Raw genomic sequence first — 15,365 nt, forward strand, 5'->3', positions numbered from 1 at the left:
GGATTTTCCCCTTTCACATACATTTTTTAACTAGTTAACTTATTTATTTGTTCTTTCGAAAAACCTAACTCGCTTAAAATCGCCTCTGTATGTTCTCCTACATCGGGAATCGGATTCATGACCGTATCCACTTCGTCCGACGTAACAGGTGGAATGAGCGCCTTTAGTTTTCCAACCGGCGAATCCACTTCTCTCCACCGATTGCGTGCTGCCAACTGCGGATGTTCGACTAGTTCGTTCATCGTGTTCAAACGTGCATTCGCAATTCGTGATTCTTCAAGCTTTTCGATTACTTGCGCAGAGTTCATCGTTTGAAAAACAGTTTCAATAATTTGTTTTAACGCATCTTTGTTAGCCACTCGCTCAGAGTTGTTGTTGAACAGTGAATTTGAAGCCAGTTCAGGATTATTCAAAACAGTGCTACAAAATTCAACCCATTCCCGCTCATTTTGAATGCCCATGAATACCATTTTCTCATCGCCTGCTTTAAACGGGCCATAAGGATAAATCGTCGAATGACTGGCGCCAGTCCGTGGTGGTTCATTGTCTCCATAAGCTGAGTAATAAAGAGGATAACCCATCCATTCTGCCAAGGCTTCAAGCATTGACACTTCAATAATCGCCCCTTTTCCTGTTTTATAGCGTGAAATAATGGCAGTTAATATACCCGTGTATGCATACATTCCAGCTGCAATATCTGCAATTGAAATTCCTGCTTTAGATGGTGTATCTTCGGTTCCTGTAACTGATACTAATCCGGCTTCACATTGTATAAGCAAATCGTATGCTTTCTTATTTGTATAAGGTCCAAAAGTACCGTAACCAGAAATAGAACAAATAATCAGTTGTGGGTAGGTTTCTTTTAGATCTTGCGCGCTAAATCCCAGTCGATCGACAGCACCAGGAGCTAGGTTATGAAGAAATACATCCGCATCTTTTAATAGTTTATGCAATACTTCCTTAGCTTCTTTTTTCTTAAGATCTAGTGCTAGTGACTCTTTCGAGCGATTGATCCATACAAAATGACTCGCCATTCCTTTTACTGTTTTATCGTAGTTTCTAGCAAAATCGCCCACTTCTGGTCTTTCTACTTTGATGACGCGCGCTCCTAAATCGGCTAATTGTCTAGTTGCAAAGGGTGCTGCAACAGCCTGTTCTAAAGAAACAACGGTTATTCCTTCCAATGGCAACATATTATTTTCCTCCTTTTAAAATAGTTTGTTATATCAATCCAATCCAATTCCACCACGTAGCTGCAACAAAAATGGTGGCACTCACTGAAATCACAGTCGCGTATAAACCAGGCTTTAAAAAATCCTTTTGTGAAATCATTCCTGTACTATGGGCAATCAAGTTTGGCATAGACTCAACAATTAAGATAAATCCAAAAAGACAAGTTAATCCTGTAGTAAACGCCATAACCAATGGATCAACTCCAGCATTTTGAGCAACGCTTATAACAATCGGTACTAGCACAACAACTGCAGTCGCAACATTTGAAATCATTTTATGAAAAACTTGAGCCAAAATAATCACAATCACTACCGAAGGAAACGGATTTTGTATAAGTTGCAGGAACCAATCAACACTTAAATACTGACTAATTGTCGTCGAAGCGCCGGAATCCACAAACGTATAGCCCATTGACAACGTAATACTAACCAGTAAAACCGTATTGTAGTTGATCCGAACTACAGGCTCCCACGAAGCAACACCAATAACAGGAAAAGTCATCAGCACTACGCCGGCAAGAGCTGGAATGCTAGGATGCAATCCATGGAGAGGCTCCGTCAACCACAAAATAACAATAGTTAACAAAATTATTAAACAGCGAATTTCTCGTGCATTAACTGGACCTAATTCCTTTAATTTTTTCGTCATTTCATCTTTGATTGCTGGAAAGTATTGCTGCTCCTCTGGCAAAGGGAAGACTTTCAGTAGCATAAACCATATAGCTGGAATTAATAGCAACCAAATCGGAAATGTATAGTAAAACCACTGAAAATATGTAATATTAATACCTGCTAACCGATTGAGCAACTCCACTGTCAAAATATTGCCGATTGCCGCTGTCATAACAGAAGTCCCACTGATGACCCCTCCAAAAGCGACGCCCAACATAATCATTTTCCTCAAGTTGCCTCCAGGTTCAGCATGAGTTGTTTCGATAATCATCGTTGAGACTGGCAAAATTAACGCAGACCGTACTGCCGTCGAAGGAATAAAAAAGGCTTGGATCTGCTGAATCATAATGATGCTGCCAAGCAGACCTGCTGAGCGGCCGCCCCATTTTTTTAAAATCGTGTAACTCATTCGTTTAATTAAAGCAGTTTCGTTAACTGCAGTCGCAAGCATCATTCCCCCGACGATTAAATAAGTGGCTGGTGAAGCAAACCCGCTAAAGATAACTGTTGTGTCTGCGACGTCGAACAACAACATCAACAACAAGATAATCAGTGCAGTCAAGCCTATAGGTATCGATTCTAATGACCATAAAATAATGCCAAGAGTAATAATACTGGTCATTACTTTAGCAGCGTAAGAAAAGTCATTTGGCAACAAAAAATAAACAGCAAGAAAACCTAAAATAGCTATTCCGATGAATAAGAGCGTTCTCGCGTTTTCTACGGAATTACTTTTCACGTTTCTTTTCCCTCCCTTTTCACAGCCACTATGTTTTTTGAGAACATACAGAATCGAATTTGGCTTTTTTAATCTGCGTAACAAATCCAACCTCCAAACTGATTAGTTTTTAAGAAATTGGCAATTCGATGAAACCCAGTATCTGTTAGCAGTTGCCGAATTTCAGCTTCAGAAATTGATGAATCCGTTAAAGTGCCTTTCATCAATTCTTCTACTTTCTGAGCAGACAAGTTGGTCATATCTAGCCAATAATTCTTCCACAATGTTACGAGCTCTTTAAACTCTGAATCATTTGGATCTCCAAACTTACTAACTAATACGAAAGGAGCTCCTGGATTTAGATGACTTCTTATTTTCGCTAGTAATGCCTTTTTTTCTTTTACTTCAGGGATAAAATGCAAAACCAAAATACAAGTCGCACCATCAAAGTGCTTTTCCTTTGGCACATCCATTACAGTGCCGTTTATCCACTCGATACGTTTTTCAATGCCTACTTGTTTTGCTTTTACTTTAGCTGCTTCAAGCATAGCTTTTGCAGGATCTACTGCTGTAAAATGCCACCCAGGATTGGGTACGCCAAAAGCTTTTAATTCATTTCCTCCACCGCAACCAACTACAAGTACTTCAGCTTGCTCTTTAAGCGAGTAGTGAAGAAAGGTTTGTGACAAGCGTAACATTGGATCATATGTCGGCAACGTCCGCCTTACTCCTTTGTCATACTCTGTCGCAATTTCTTGATTGAATTCCATTTTATCGGCCATTGTTCCCTCTCCTTTCATCTAGATTCTGTTCAATGTAACCGTACAAAATAATAGTTATTTAAAAATGATCATTGAGAACTTCAAAAAATTTTTACTAACATCTCTAATTACTAATTTTACACGCGTTGTTGCTTCGTCTTCTTACACTCTGGTTTTATGTATTTCAGCAAAGTATATATTGCTGTTTTTAGCTACCGAAAATGCTCTACACAACAGAGGTTAATCTGCTTTTCAGTACTATTTTTCACTATTTCTATTATAAGTTTTTTTAGCTTTTTTATAGATTGGATAATCAACAAATTGTCCATCAACTTTAATCGACGCAATACCTTCTTTTTCAGCTTTTTCAAATGCCTCAACAATTTTTTTTGCTATTATAATTTCTTCATCTGAAGTCGAAAACACTTGATGGACAACGTCTAGTTGTTTCGGATGAATAACCAGTTTGGCCTTAAAGCCAAGTTGATTTGCAAAAACCGTTTGATTTTTCAATCCGTTTTCATCTGTTAAATTTGGATAAACCGCATCAATTGGTGGGCCAATACCCGCTGCCTTCGAAGCAATTACCAACTGCGAGCGAGCAAACAGCAATTCCAGTCCTTCTGGAGTTAGCTCACAGTCAATATCTAGTGAAAAGTCAATAGATCCAAAAGCCAAAGCCGAAACTAAAGGATCTGCAGATGCGATTGCGTACGCAAACTGGATGCCCTTGGCACTTTCTATTAAGGGAATCAACTCAAATGCTTCATCACTGTTCTCTCTAATTTCACGAATTTTATTAGAGGCTGTTTGAATTCCTTGCTCATTTTCTGCTTTTGGAAGCATAATTCCTGCAGCTCCATTAGTAACTGCTGTTTCCAAATCTGCTTCCCAAAAAGAAGTCTCCAAAGCATTGATGCGAACAATGATTTTATGTTCTTTTTTATATACTTTCAAAGCTTCTTTCATAACTTCTCTTGCAGCTTGTTTTTCTGATAGTGCTACTGCATCTTCTAAATCTATAATAACAACATCTGCCTTAGATGTGACTGCCTTCTTTATTAACGAAAAACTAGTCGCGGGTACGAATAAATAGGAATATGGTTTACTCATCAACTTACCCTCCGATTCTTGGATATTGGATACAATATCAACTTACTACGTATGGTACTAAACAATTCAGTAATTGTAAATATATTTTCAGAAAATTTCATTCTTTATAAGTGATGGTGATTTTGTTATAGCTGTTAAGTAGTTTTTATTTATTTCGAAGCTTATGAATAATTTCATCGGTTACTTCACTTGTCGAGGAGTTACCACCGATATCTGTAGTTTTGATACCAGATTGCATAGATTCTTCAATCGCACCCAGCAAAATCCTGCCCATTTCATGCTCTCCTAAATGATCGAGCATCATTTTAGCTGTCCAAATCTGACCAACTGGATTAGCAATTCCTTTTCCAAAAATGTCTGGTGCTGAGCCATGTACAGGTTCAAACATAGATGGGTATTTACCGTTGAGATTAATATTTCCAGAAGGTGCTATTCCTATACTGCCCATTATGGCTGCTCCAATATCACTCAAAATATCTCCAAACAAATTGCTAGCTACCACAACATCCAGCGTCTGTGGCTTTGTAATGAAAAAAGCAGAAAGCGCATCAATATGTTCGCTATTGGTTTGAACGTCTCCATGATTTCCTGCAACTTCTTTAAAGACCTCATCCCAAAACGGCATGGAATGGACAATTCCATTTGATTTAGTAGCACTTGTTACATGACTACTCCGTTTTTGAGCCAATTCAAAGGCATAGTTAATCACACGGGAAACACCTTTTTTCGTAAAAACTGCATTTTGAATGACGATTTCATCTTCTCCACTGTGTACTCGTCCACCGATACTGCTATATTCGCCTTCACTGTTTTCACGGACAATCATAATATCAAAGTTCTGTGGATTTCCTAGAGGAGAGACGATTCCTTTCAACTGTTTGGCTGGACGAATATTGATAACTTGCTCGAATTCTCTTCGGATTTTCAGCAACAAACCTCCAAGCGAGATGTGGTCCGCTACTAATGATGAATCTCCAACAGCTCCTAAGAAAATGGCATCGCTTTGTGTAAGATGGCTTAAGCCATCTTTTGGCATCATTTCTCCATGCTGAACGTAATACTCTGAACTCCATGGATGATAAGTCGAACTAAATTTTAAACCTCCATGAATTTCTGCTACTACATCTAAAACACGCAATGCCTCAGGCACAACTTCTTTCCCAATCCCATCTCCTGCAATTACTGCCAATTCTATTTGCTTCATACCATTTACGCCTCCACAACTATTAAATTTCTTATAAACTAAAAATTTTACTTTTTGTTCATCATCTCAACTAAGTTTTCTTTGGTTCTTAGAATATGCTTTTCTGTAATTCTTCTTAATCGAACTTCGTCTTTTTGTTTTACATATTCCAACATTAAGCGATGCTCTTCATGTGAATCTGCTAAGTGATTTGATAAGAGACTCGGTGTGTAAGGAGGAATCCCTTTCCACAGCGTTTCGATAAATCCTTGAATGCGTCTCCATGGACAGCTTTCTCTTAAAATTCGATGAAATTCAGCATTTAGTTTCATGAAAACCTCGACATCGTTTTCATCAGCTTTTAGCTTAATCATTGCGTTATATAGATTTTCAAGTTCTCGTATTTCTTCATCCCCTAAATATGGAAGAGATTTCACAACTGCTTGTCCTTCCAAAAGAGCTCTTAATTGATAGATTTCCTCAATATCCTCAGTAGAGATTGGAGTAACTACTGCACCTCTCCTCGGTTCAATCTTAACTAAGCCTTCAACTTCTAGTTGACGCAATGCTTCCCTAAGCGGCATTCGACTAACTCCCAATTTTTGAGCCCACTCTTCTTGCATCAACCGTTCGCCCATTCTGAACTCACCTTTGAGTATCAGTTCTCTTAGTTTATTTGTTACTTTATACTGCAAAGTGGCTCTATCTTGTTCTGTTAATTTGAAATTCTCCATATAGCACCCCTCAAATATCTTTATTTTTATACGTTCTTTAAAGGTTGTCTTTGAACATCAGGACAATTTAAGATCCTTTAATTTCTATAGAAAACATTTCTTCAATGTCCTTTATAACGGCTGTATGGTCTTGGTCACCTCTGCCTTGCGACCAAGCGTGTTTCCAAAGCTGAAAAGAGGCACTAGAAATAAACATTGGTACCTTTTCTTCTTCTGCCATTGCCATGGCAATTTTTAAGTCTTTGACCATCAAATCTAAGGTGAAACCAACTTCAAATTTTCGCGTCAAGACTTGATTGGGAAATTTAAACTCACTAGAGAAACTTCTGCCCGTACTCGCATTAATCACATCAAGCATTTTCTCAGGATCTAGACCTAGTTTAACGCCAAGTGCCATCGCTTCTCCTGTAGCCGCCAAAGTAGTTGCCGAAATCATGTTATTCAATGCCTTAATCGTATGACCTGCTCCTGCTTCTCCAACATGGAAAATATGAGCACCTAAACATTCCAGCAATGGTTTTGCTCTATCAAAATCGACTGTTTCGCCTCCGACCATTATCGATAAAGTGCCGTCTTCCGCCTTTTTGACACCTCCACTTACTGGTGCATCAATCATCTTCAGACCTTTTTCTTTCAATAGAGCGTTGAGCTCTTTTGTGACAGAAGGAATCGATGTAGTCATTTCAATTAACAAACTCTCGGAATTCATGCCTTCCATTAAGCCTTCTGTACCCATCAGTGTTTCTTTCACAATAAAGACATTTGGCAAGACGGTTAGAATGTATGGAAATTTCTTTGCTAAAGCTGCAGGGCTTTTCGTTTCTTCTGCGCCCATCTCTACAAATTTTCGGACTAAGTCTTTGTTCAAATCAAAAACTCCAACTTTTACTCCTTGTTCAAGTAGTCTTTTCACCATACGGCCACCCATATTACCCAATCCGATAATTCCTGCCTTCACATTGTTGCCTCCTTTTGGGTACTTCATTGTTCGTTGATTATTGCTTGTATTTTGCGATTTCATCTTTGTAAATATCTCCACCATAAATATCATTGATGACAAAAACCGGAAAATCCTCAATGATCAACTTACGGATAGCTTCTGTTCCTAAATCTTCATAGGCAATCACTTCAGCTTTTTTAATTGAACGCGCTATTAATGCCGCCGCGCCACCCACAGCACCAAAATAAACAGCTTTGTGTTTCAACATCGAAGCAATGACTTCTTCACTTCGATAGCCTTTGCCAATCATGCCCTTCAAGCCTTTTTCAAGAAGTGCTGGTGTATACAAGTCCATTCTTCCGCTGGTTGTGGGACCTGCCGAACCAATTACTTCTCCAGGCTTGGCTGGCGTTGGACCTGTATAATACAAAACCTGGTCCTGTAGTTCGATAGGAAGTGGTATACCTTCTTTTTCTTGTTCCACCATTCGCTTATGGGCAGCATCTCGTCCTGTATATACAGTACCAGACAACAGCACACGATCTCCTGCTTTCAACGATTCAATATCTTCAATACGTAAAGGTAATTGAATTTTCTTTTGCATATCATAACCTCATTTCAGCACAATTGTTTGGTGGCGGCTGGCATGGCAATTTAAATTGACCGCTACTGGTAAAGCTGCAATATGACAGGACTCGAGTTCCACTTTGACGTCTAGTGCAGTTGTACTACCTCCCATACCCTGTGGCCCGATGCCCAGACGGTTAATCTGTTCCATTAATTCCAGTTCAAGCTCTGCTACTACTGGATCTTGGTGGCGTATACCTAAAGGACGAAACAATGATTTTTTAGCTAAAAAAGCACACCGCTCGAAATTACCGCCAATCCCGACACCGACCACTAGTGGCGGACATGCATTCGGTCCCGCTTCTTTAACAATCGATAAAATATACTCCTTAACTCCTTCCATGCCGTCAGAAGGCTTTAGCATTTTCAATGCACTCATGTTTTCTGCACCGCCGCCTTTAGCGGTCATATGCAACGTCAGTTCTTGTCCTTCAACCAAGTCAATATGGACAATGGCTGGCGTGTTGTTTCCCGTATTTGTTCGATTCATCGGATTGTAGATCATAGAATTTCTTAAATACCCTTCACTGTAGCCTTTTTCTACCCCTTCATTAATGGCATCGACTAACCTGCCACCAACAATGTGACAATCTTGACCCACTTCTGCGATAAAAACTGCCGTACCTGTGTCTTGACACATCGGTACTCGTTCAACTTTGGCAATATCGGCGTTATCAATCAATTGCGTCAGCACTTCTTTGCCTGTTTCTGAGCGTTCTGTTTGTAGTGCATTTTTAAATGCTACGTAAACATCTTCTCCGAGATTGTAGTTAGACTCTATGCACATTGTTTTTACTTTTTCCACAATTTGTTCATAAGCAATTTTTTTCATCGGTCTCCTTCCTTTCTTTTTTTTGTTCTACTGATATAAAAAGTACCCAGCGCTTTTGCCACTAATTTTCCCGAATCATCATGAATCGCGCACTCGGAAACTACTGTAGTTCTACCTTGTCTCAAAATACAAGGAGTCGCGATCAAACGAGAACCTTGTCCTTTTTCAATAAAATTTACTTTTAGTTCTAAAGTAAATACTTTTTCTTCTTTTGTTAAATTTTGTAAAATAATAAAGCCGATTGCGACATCGGCTAATGTATAAATAGAACCGCCTTGTGCCACACCATAAGTATTTTCATTCTGAAATCCTAAAGTCATTTCAGTTGTTCCGTCGTCGTGTTGTTCTATTCCTAAAAACCTTCCAAGAAAATGCATCGGTACGGCGTTATCAATTGAGTCGTCTTGCGACTTCTGCAAAAGTGATAATAAATAAGTGGCTTGTTTTAGTTCAGATGAGTTAAAAGTTTTTAATTGATCGATCAAACTTGTGACCGTCGTTGATTGTTCACTGTTATGTTCCATAGAAACGCCTTCTTTACATGGATTCTTTTCTCTTTTTTCCATTCGTCAATCGTACTAGTGCTACTTATAGTGTCTTCATAAGATCGCTAATATTTTCTATCGATTCCAAATTCATTAAACTCTCTGCTAAAGCTTGTCGCTGTTGGAGCGGCATGATTGTAGCCATTCCTATAAATTTTTCAAGCAACTCTTTTGTAGTTACTGCATTTTCAGGGTCACCTTTTGGAAAATCTGTTTGTTTATAAATTTTCTCTCCATTTTTCAACAAAACAGTGACTGTCGCTCCCCATTTTCTTGGGTAGCTCTCATCAATTGCAGGATCTACGTGAACATTCACTTTTTCCATCAACGCTCGAATATCTTTATCCCACAACTCTTCTTCGCCGAAATCTTCCAGACTCGCACGCCCCTTTAATAAAGCTAAAGCTGAGCAAAACTGGAGACTGAATTTAGCTGCATATTCTGTCTGAGGGTCTGCGTCATCCGTGATAGTAAGAGCAACTTGATAAGAATTGACTTCCACCGATTCGATCTCTTCTAGCACAGGTTGATGTTCTTTGAAAATATCAATCAGCAAATCGATCGCGTGATGTGTATGGCGACAAGAAGCATGAACTTTAAAAGAGTTTTCCAAAATTTTAAATTCTTGCCCAAGATTTTCGGTTATTCTAGAAACATCATGTTCTTCACTCATCGCATTAAAAAAACCACGATTGCCTTCCAGAATTTTCTTTGGCCCTGTAAAACTTTTTTGCGCCAGTAAAGCAGCCATTGTACCGTTCATTGAAGCTTTTGCTGTGTGGAGCTGTTTTGTCATGGCCCCATCAACAATAAACTCCCATAGTCCAGCAGCTTGTGACCCTGCATTTCCTAAAGCATCAACTGCTTGATCTTCTGTCAGGCCAAGTAGCTTTCCAGTTGCAGCGGCGGCACCGAATGTCCCACATGTAGCGGTATTATGCCAATAATAATAATGAGAAGGCGATACTGCTTCTCCGATTCTAAAACAGACTTCGTACCCTACGACTACAGCGGTGATTAGTTCTTTCCCACTTAATTGTCGCCACTCTGCAATCGCTAATGCTGCTGGAATAACAACTGTAGCTGCATGAATGATTGATCCTTTGTGAATATCATCTAGCTCCATCATGTGACTTGCTGATCCATTTACTAAAGCTGCATTTAATACACTGGATTTTCCTCCTGTAAACAGTTTTGCTTGTTCAAAGCCACCCATGTCTTTTACTAAGTTGCTAATTATTTGAACAGGTTTTTTATCTGACCCAGCTATTGCTGATCCAAAATAATCGAGAATACATAACTTTGTAAATGACACGACTTCTTCAGGCAAATCCTCGTATTGAAGATTTAAGCTATACCTTGCTAAATACCTGCTCAATTCCATTTTCTGAATCTCCTTTCCTCAATAAGTTAGCTATATCTATTATTTCCCTTGCCAATTTGGTTTTCGCTTTTCATTAAAAGCTAAAACACCTTCCAATCGATCATCGGAATTAGCACATTTATAGTATTGGTCGAGTTCGATTGAAAGAGCTGTATTCATATCTGTATGCAATCCGGTTTGAATAGATTTCTTGATCGATTGTAGAGATAGCGGTGCATTTCGCGCAATTTCTTTGGCAATTTCTATTGTTTTTGACATCAATTCTTCTTTCGTAAAAATGCCATTCAAAATGCCAACTTCTAACGCTTTTTGCGCATCAACTTGATTTCCTCTAAAAAGCATTTCTTTCGCTAGTCCAACTGGAATAGCGCGCGGCAATAATTGAGTTCCTCCCACACCCGGAATAATTCCTAATTTAACTTCAGGCAATCCGACTTTAACGTGTTCGGAAGCATAGCGAAGGTCACAGCTTAGCATCATCTCCATGCCTCCGCCTAACGCAAATCCATTAACTGCAGCAATTACTGGAAACTTAAAATTTCGCAACAATTCATAGCCCTCTTCGAAAATATCGTGTTGTTGTTTCCATTGTTCGTTAGTCATTCCTTTTCGTTCTTTTAAATCCGCTCCTACGCAAAAGCTTTTTTCTCCTTTAGCCGTTAGTACTAACGCACGCAAATCTTTTTGATGCTCCAGTAATGTCAGGCATTCGATTAATTCAATAGCCATTTTCGTATTCAATGAATTCATTGCTTCAGGTCTATTGAGCTCGATTACATAAACGTTCTCATCACTATATGTTTTGTTTAATTCTACAGTTTCCCAGTTGGGCATGATGTATCCTCCTAGTTTCTTTGCTACTTTATCAAAAATAGAGTGGACTACCCTTTTCTATTTTTTTGTAGGTATCGAATATTTCCTGTCATATGGACCTGCTTTTAAAACATAACTCGGCGTTTCATGACCGACAAGTTGTTGAAGCGTTTTAGAAGCGATTAACAATTCGTCTAATGACAGATCTGTCTCAATTCCCATACTATGAAGCATATGAACAACATCTTCTGTGCAGATATTGCCAGTTGCTCCAGGAGCAAATGGACAACCTCCAAGCCCCCCTAAGGATGCATCAAAACTTGTCACGCCAGCTTGCATTGCCGCCATCATATTAGCAAGTCCCATTCCTCTTGTGTTGTGGAAATGAAGATTGAATAATTGATGTGGAAATTTGTTTGTTAGTTCTGTTATCAAGTCATAAACTTGTTGTGGATTTGCCATACCCGTTGTATCTGCCAGTGTAATTGTTTCTAGATCTAAAGACGTCAATTGCTCAAGGATCCAGTAAATTCGTTCTTTTTTTACTTCCCCTTCGAAAGGACATCCGAAAGTCGTTGCAATCGATACACTCAAGCAAATGTCTTGTTCTTTGCAATAACTCAGAATTTCTTTAAGCTCACTCAGCGAGTCTTTTGTGCTTTTTTGAACATTTTGCTCGTTATGTGTATCACTAGCCGAGAAGACGAAATTTAAGTTTTTTACGCCTTTTTCTCGCGCATTTTTTGCTCCTTTCAAATTGGGAATTAACGCGATTAGCTTTACATCATTCGGATTTTCCGATATTAATTCAACTAGTTCTCCACTGTTTGCCATTTGTGGTACTAATTTAGGATGCACGAATGAACCAAACTCTATCGTTTGAACAGCAGCTTTTACTAATTGATCGAATATCTTCTTTTTCTCATCTAAAGTCAGTATTTTGGCTTCTAGTTGTAAACCATCTCTCAGTACAACTTCATTTATCTTTACTTTTTTAGGTAACTTCATTTAGATTCACCTCAGTTTCGAAATTGATTGGTATAACTTTCTTAATAGTGTATATTGTACAGAAACCATACAACTTTCTATCAATGGATCAAACGAAAGGAGTCCACCTTATGGAGATTTTCAATATTTTCCTTAACATCATCGTTCCTATCCTCATCTTAATTGGAATTGGGGCATTTCTACATTTCAAATTCCAACTTGATTTAAACACATTGGCAAAGATCAATATTTATTATTTAGTCCCTGGACTAATTTTTATTCGTCTTTACGAAACTGATTTGGCTTGGGATTTATTTTTTAAAGTATTAGCTTTTTTTATTTTTTTGTCTATATTTTTGTATTTTGTATCCAATATAATCAGCAGACTTTTTAGTTTTAGCAAAGGACTTCGTATCGCATTTTCACACAGCACTTTGTTTTACAACTCGGGCAATTATGGCATCTCTGTAAATGATTTAGCTTTTCGACAAGACCCCGTTGCAATGGGCGTTCAAGTACTGGTTCTTACTTTCCAAAATTTGTTGGTATACTCGTATGGCATCATTAGTTTAGATAAGTTAAATAAAACTAAAATCAAAAACACAGTTCCTTATTTTAAAATGCCGATACTTTATGCGATGTTTTTTGGCTTGCTATTAAATGCATTCAACTTAGAACTACCGCAGTTTATCTATATACCAGGCTCCTACATCGCAGATGCATTGATTGCAGTAGCATTACTTACACTAGGAGCACAAGTGGTTCAACTAAACTTCACTAAAAACATGTTTACTGTGTACCTTAGTGTCGCTGTTAGACTGATCATCAGTCCACTTACTGCTTTTATCATCATTCCATTTCTACATGTAGATGTTATTACAGCTCAAGCATTATTTATTGCTTCTGCCGTCCCAAGTTCTGTTAATAGCGCTATTATTGCACAGGAATATGAAAACGAAGCCGCATTTGCTGCTCAAGCTGTTTTTGTTTCAACTATTTTCAGTGCTTTGTCTATAACAATTGTGATTTTCTTGTCTCGAATTCTCTTTACTTGAAATGAATGGACAACTCTTAAATTACTGTTCTTTATCGATTTCATCGAATACTTCTTTTGCTGTCCTAAAACTATCAATTGCTGCTGGCACTCCACAGTAAATAGCAGTTTGAAGAAAAACTTCTTGTATATCTTCTCTCGTCAAACCGTTATTGATAGCTCCTCTAACATGCAATTTTAATTCGTGCGGTCGATTTAATGCTGTAATCATAGCGAGATTTAGCATGCTCCGGGTTTTCTTTGTTAATCCCGGACGTGCCCAAACTTCTCCCCAACAATACTCAGTCACTAATTCCTGCATGGGCATATTAAACTCCGTCGCATTTTGAATTGATTGATCCACATATTCTGCTCCCAACACACTTTTACGTATTTCCAGTCCTTTTTCAAATTTCTCTTTGTTCATATTCATTCTCCTGTCTATAAAGTATTGGTTTGGTTAATTTTTTCTTACGAAGCGCTTTGCTCAAGCAAAGTTTAAACTAAAAAAAGCTGGCAACGGAAACCGCCAACTCTTTTAGTTTTCTTAGTTTTTTATTATTTAGCAGCTTCACGTGCCGCTTCATATACATCGGCACCAATTTCATCTTCGAATTCATCGTAAATAGGCTCTAAAGTTGTACGGAACTCTTCGATTTGTTCAGGCGTCAATTCAATAATTTCGACTTGTCCTCTTTCGCGAATTAACTCCAAAGCTTTTTCATTTAAACTTTTAGCTTCTTCACGCGCTACTTCTGTTCCTTCGTCAATTCCGGCTTCTACAATTTCTTTTGTTGCGTCGTTCATACTTTCCCAAAACTTAGTATTTGTGAAAATCGCATAATCTACACGTGTGTGGTTCATAACAGTCATATATTTTTGAACTTCATCAAACTTCTTCGACTCAATGTTACTGAACGTATTTTCTTGACCTTCTACAACTCCTTGGTCAAGTGCTGTGTAAAGTTCTCCAAAAGGAATAGATTCAGAACCCGCACCTAAAGCAGCATAAATAGCTTCTAGCACTTGACCACCTTGAGTTCGGAATTTCAAGCCTTCAAAGTCGTCGGGCGAATCAATTGGTCGTTCATTATTAGTAACGTGCTTACCACCATTTGGCCACATAGATAAACCAACTACACCATCGCCTTCTAAACTACCCAAAATCTCTTGGCCTTTTTCACCATCCCAGAATTTAATTGCTTCTTCATCATTGTCAAACATAAAAGGAAGAGACGGCACATTAAATTGCGGATTATTTCCAACAAATTTGGATAAATCAGGTGCGATAAATTGAACATTATTCGAAACTAAGTTCTGGTATTCGTCTTGATCACCAAACAGTGAGCTATTAGGATAAATTTCAACTTCAATTGCACCGTCTGATTCTTTTTCTATATATTCCTTCATAGCTAGTGCGCCTTGATGTTTAGGTGTATTTTCCGCTACAACGTGAGAAAATTTAATCGTCATTTCTTGAACGTCATCACCATTACTTTCTCCACTAGTAGTTGCTTCGTCATCACCACAAGCAGCTAATACCACCGCAGACATTAATAAAGATAAGGTTAAAATGTGTTTTTTCATCTAACAAACCCCCTAATTTTTTTGAATCTCAAGATAAACTTAAATCCTCTTTGTAAGGGCTTTCAATTTAATCTGTCTCCTCTCTTTCTCTCTACCCTTCGTGTACGATGTAAACAAAAAAATTAAGTTGATGTCCTTTTGTTGAATTTTGGATACAACTTAACACAAAATTATCATAGAAAAAAATGAAAGTAAAGAAAAATT

General features: G+C 38.2%; 16 protein-coding genes. 1 reads left to right on the forward strand and 15 read right to left on the reverse strand.

The features are described 5' to 3' along the window. Nucleotides 1-26 precede the first annotated feature (26 nt). The 13 genes from I858_RS14230 to I858_RS14290 form a co-directional block, all read right to left on the reverse strand. Complete coding sequence (locus I858_RS14230) at nucleotides 27-1,193, reverse strand: CaiB/BaiF CoA transferase family protein (RefSeq protein ID WP_049693093.1); 1,167 nt, start codon at nucleotides 1,191-1,193, stop codon at nucleotides 27-29. A 28-nt stretch (nucleotides 1,194-1,221) separates the two neighbouring features. Then, on the reverse strand, nucleotides 1,222-2,643 hold the full coding sequence (locus I858_RS14235; protein ID WP_049693177.1) for an SLC13 family permease: 1,422 nt from the start codon (nucleotides 2,641-2,643) through the stop codon (nucleotides 1,222-1,224). Between the two features lie 68 nt (nucleotides 2,644-2,711). Continuing rightward, nucleotides 2,712-3,404 carry a class I SAM-dependent methyltransferase gene (locus I858_RS14240; RefSeq protein WP_239457177.1) on the reverse strand — a complete coding sequence of 231 codons (693 nt, stop codon included), beginning with the start codon at nucleotides 3,402-3,404 and terminating at the stop codon, nucleotides 2,712-2,714. A gap of 237 nt (nucleotides 3,405-3,641) precedes the next feature. Further along, nucleotides 3,642-4,496: an HpcH/HpaI aldolase/citrate lyase family protein gene (locus tag I858_RS14245; RefSeq protein WP_049693094.1), complete on the reverse strand. Its 855-nt coding sequence runs from the start codon at nucleotides 4,494-4,496 to the stop codon at nucleotides 3,642-3,644. A 145-nt stretch (nucleotides 4,497-4,641) separates the two neighbouring features. Then, nucleotides 4,642-5,700 carry a tartrate dehydrogenase gene (locus I858_RS14250; protein ID WP_049693095.1) on the reverse strand — a complete coding sequence of 353 codons (1,059 nt, stop codon included), beginning with the start codon at nucleotides 5,698-5,700 and terminating at the stop codon, nucleotides 4,642-4,644. A gap of 47 nt (nucleotides 5,701-5,747) precedes the next feature. Further along, nucleotides 5,748-6,413, reverse strand: coding sequence for a GntR family transcriptional regulator (locus I858_RS14255; protein ID WP_049693096.1), 666 nt, complete (start codon nucleotides 6,411-6,413; stop codon nucleotides 5,748-5,750). A 67-nt stretch (nucleotides 6,414-6,480) separates the two neighbouring features. Beyond that, a complete protein-coding gene (locus I858_RS14260) occupies nucleotides 6,481-7,371 on the reverse strand; it encodes an NAD(P)-dependent oxidoreductase (protein WP_162273624.1) in 891 nt (296 codons plus the stop codon). Between the two features lie 37 nt (nucleotides 7,372-7,408). Further along, nucleotides 7,409-7,957 (reverse strand): Fe-S-containing hydro-lyase, encoded by a 549-nt coding sequence (locus tag I858_RS14265; protein ID WP_049693098.1) that lies wholly within the window; start codon nucleotides 7,955-7,957, stop codon nucleotides 7,409-7,411. A gap of 9 nt (nucleotides 7,958-7,966) precedes the next feature. Further along, complete coding sequence (locus tag I858_RS14270) at nucleotides 7,967-8,812, reverse strand: fumarate hydratase (RefSeq protein WP_049693099.1); 846 nt, start codon at nucleotides 8,810-8,812, stop codon at nucleotides 7,967-7,969. Beyond that, complete coding sequence (locus tag I858_RS14275; protein WP_083553717.1) at nucleotides 8,809-9,378, reverse strand: PaaI family thioesterase; 570 nt, start codon at nucleotides 9,376-9,378, stop codon at nucleotides 8,809-8,811. The genes I858_RS14270 and I858_RS14275 overlap by 4 nt, the downstream gene beginning before the upstream one ends. 22 nt (nucleotides 9,379-9,400) lie before the next feature. Next, entirely contained in the window at nucleotides 9,401-10,741 is a 1,341-nt protein-coding gene (locus I858_RS14280; protein ID WP_049693101.1) for an MmgE/PrpD family protein, read from the reverse strand. A gap of 39 nt (nucleotides 10,742-10,780) precedes the next feature. Beyond that, nucleotides 10,781-11,575, reverse strand: a complete 795-nt coding sequence (locus I858_RS14285; RefSeq protein WP_049693102.1) for an enoyl-CoA hydratase/isomerase family protein — start codon at nucleotides 11,573-11,575, stop codon at nucleotides 10,781-10,783. 57 nt (nucleotides 11,576-11,632) lie between these two features. After that, a complete protein-coding gene (locus I858_RS14290; RefSeq protein WP_049693103.1) occupies nucleotides 11,633-12,562 on the reverse strand; it encodes a hydroxymethylglutaryl-CoA lyase in 930 nt (309 codons plus the stop codon). A 110-nt stretch (nucleotides 12,563-12,672) separates the two neighbouring features. On the opposite strand from I858_RS14290, the gene I858_RS14295 reads away from it, so the two are divergent. Beyond that, nucleotides 12,673-13,596 carry an AEC family transporter gene (locus tag I858_RS14295; RefSeq protein ID WP_049693104.1) on the forward strand — a complete coding sequence of 308 codons (924 nt, stop codon included), beginning with the start codon at nucleotides 12,673-12,675 and terminating at the stop codon, nucleotides 13,594-13,596. Nucleotides 13,597-13,617: 21 nt separating this feature from the next. Here the strand turns inward: I858_RS14295 and pcaC are convergent, their stop codons facing one another. Continuing rightward, complete coding sequence (gene pcaC, locus I858_RS14300) at nucleotides 13,618-14,001, reverse strand: 4-carboxymuconolactone decarboxylase (RefSeq protein ID WP_049693105.1); 384 nt, start codon at nucleotides 13,999-14,001, stop codon at nucleotides 13,618-13,620. A 131-nt stretch (nucleotides 14,002-14,132) separates the two neighbouring features. After that, nucleotides 14,133-15,161, reverse strand: coding sequence for a DctP family TRAP transporter solute-binding subunit (locus I858_RS14305; RefSeq protein WP_049693106.1), 1,029 nt, complete (start codon nucleotides 15,159-15,161; stop codon nucleotides 14,133-14,135). Between the last annotated feature and the right edge of the window lie 204 nt (nucleotides 15,162-15,365).

It is taken from the genome of Planococcus versutus (assembly GCF_001186155.3).
In the GTDB taxonomy this organism is placed as follows: domain Bacteria; phylum Bacillota; class Bacilli; order Bacillales_A; family Planococcaceae; genus Planococcus; species Planococcus versutus.

Excerpts from the sequence above, each read along its gene's own strand:
- I858_RS14230 (WP_049693093.1), bottom strand. The coding sequence starts at position 1,193 with ATGTTGCCATTGGAAGGAATAACCGTTGTTTCTTTAGAACAGGCTGTT.
- I858_RS14240 (WP_239457177.1), bottom strand. The coding sequence starts at position 3,404 with ATGGCCGATAAAATGGAATTCAATCAAGAAATTGCGACAGAGTATGAC.
- I858_RS14245 (WP_049693094.1), bottom strand. The coding sequence starts at position 4,496 with ATGAGTAAACCATATTCCTATTTATTCGTACCCGCGACTAGTTTTTCG.
- I858_RS14250 (WP_049693095.1), bottom strand. The coding sequence starts at position 5,700 with ATGAAGCAAATAGAATTGGCAGTAATTGCAGGAGATGGGATTGGGAAA.
- I858_RS14255 (WP_049693096.1), bottom strand. The coding sequence starts at position 6,413 with ATGGAGAATTTCAAATTAACAGAACAAGATAGAGCCACTTTGCAGTAT.
- I858_RS14265 (WP_049693098.1), bottom strand. The coding sequence starts at position 7,957 with ATGCAAAAGAAAATTCAATTACCTTTACGTATTGAAGATATTGAATCG.
- I858_RS14270 (WP_049693099.1), bottom strand. The coding sequence starts at position 8,812 with ATGAAAAAAATTGCTTATGAACAAATTGTGGAAAAAGTAAAAACAATG.
- I858_RS14275 (WP_083553717.1), bottom strand. The coding sequence starts at position 9,378 with ATGGAAAAAAGAGAAAAGAATCCATGTAAAGAAGGCGTTTCTATGGAA.
- I858_RS14280 (WP_049693101.1), bottom strand. The coding sequence starts at position 10,741 with ATGGAATTGAGCAGGTATTTAGCAAGGTATAGCTTAAATCTTCAATAC.
- I858_RS14285 (WP_049693102.1), bottom strand. The coding sequence starts at position 11,575 with ATGCCCAACTGGGAAACTGTAGAATTAAACAAAACATATAGTGATGAG.
- I858_RS14290 (WP_049693103.1), bottom strand. The coding sequence starts at position 12,562 with ATGAAGTTACCTAAAAAAGTAAAGATAAATGAAGTTGTACTGAGAGAT.
- I858_RS14295 (WP_049693104.1), top strand. The coding sequence starts at position 12,673 with ATGGAGATTTTCAATATTTTCCTTAACATCATCGTTCCTATCCTCATC.
- pcaC (WP_049693105.1), bottom strand. The coding sequence starts at position 14,001 with ATGAACAAAGAGAAATTTGAAAAAGGACTGGAAATACGTAAAAGTGTG.
- I858_RS14305 (WP_049693106.1), bottom strand. The coding sequence starts at position 15,161 with ATGAAAAAACACATTTTAACCTTATCTTTATTAATGTCTGCGGTGGTA.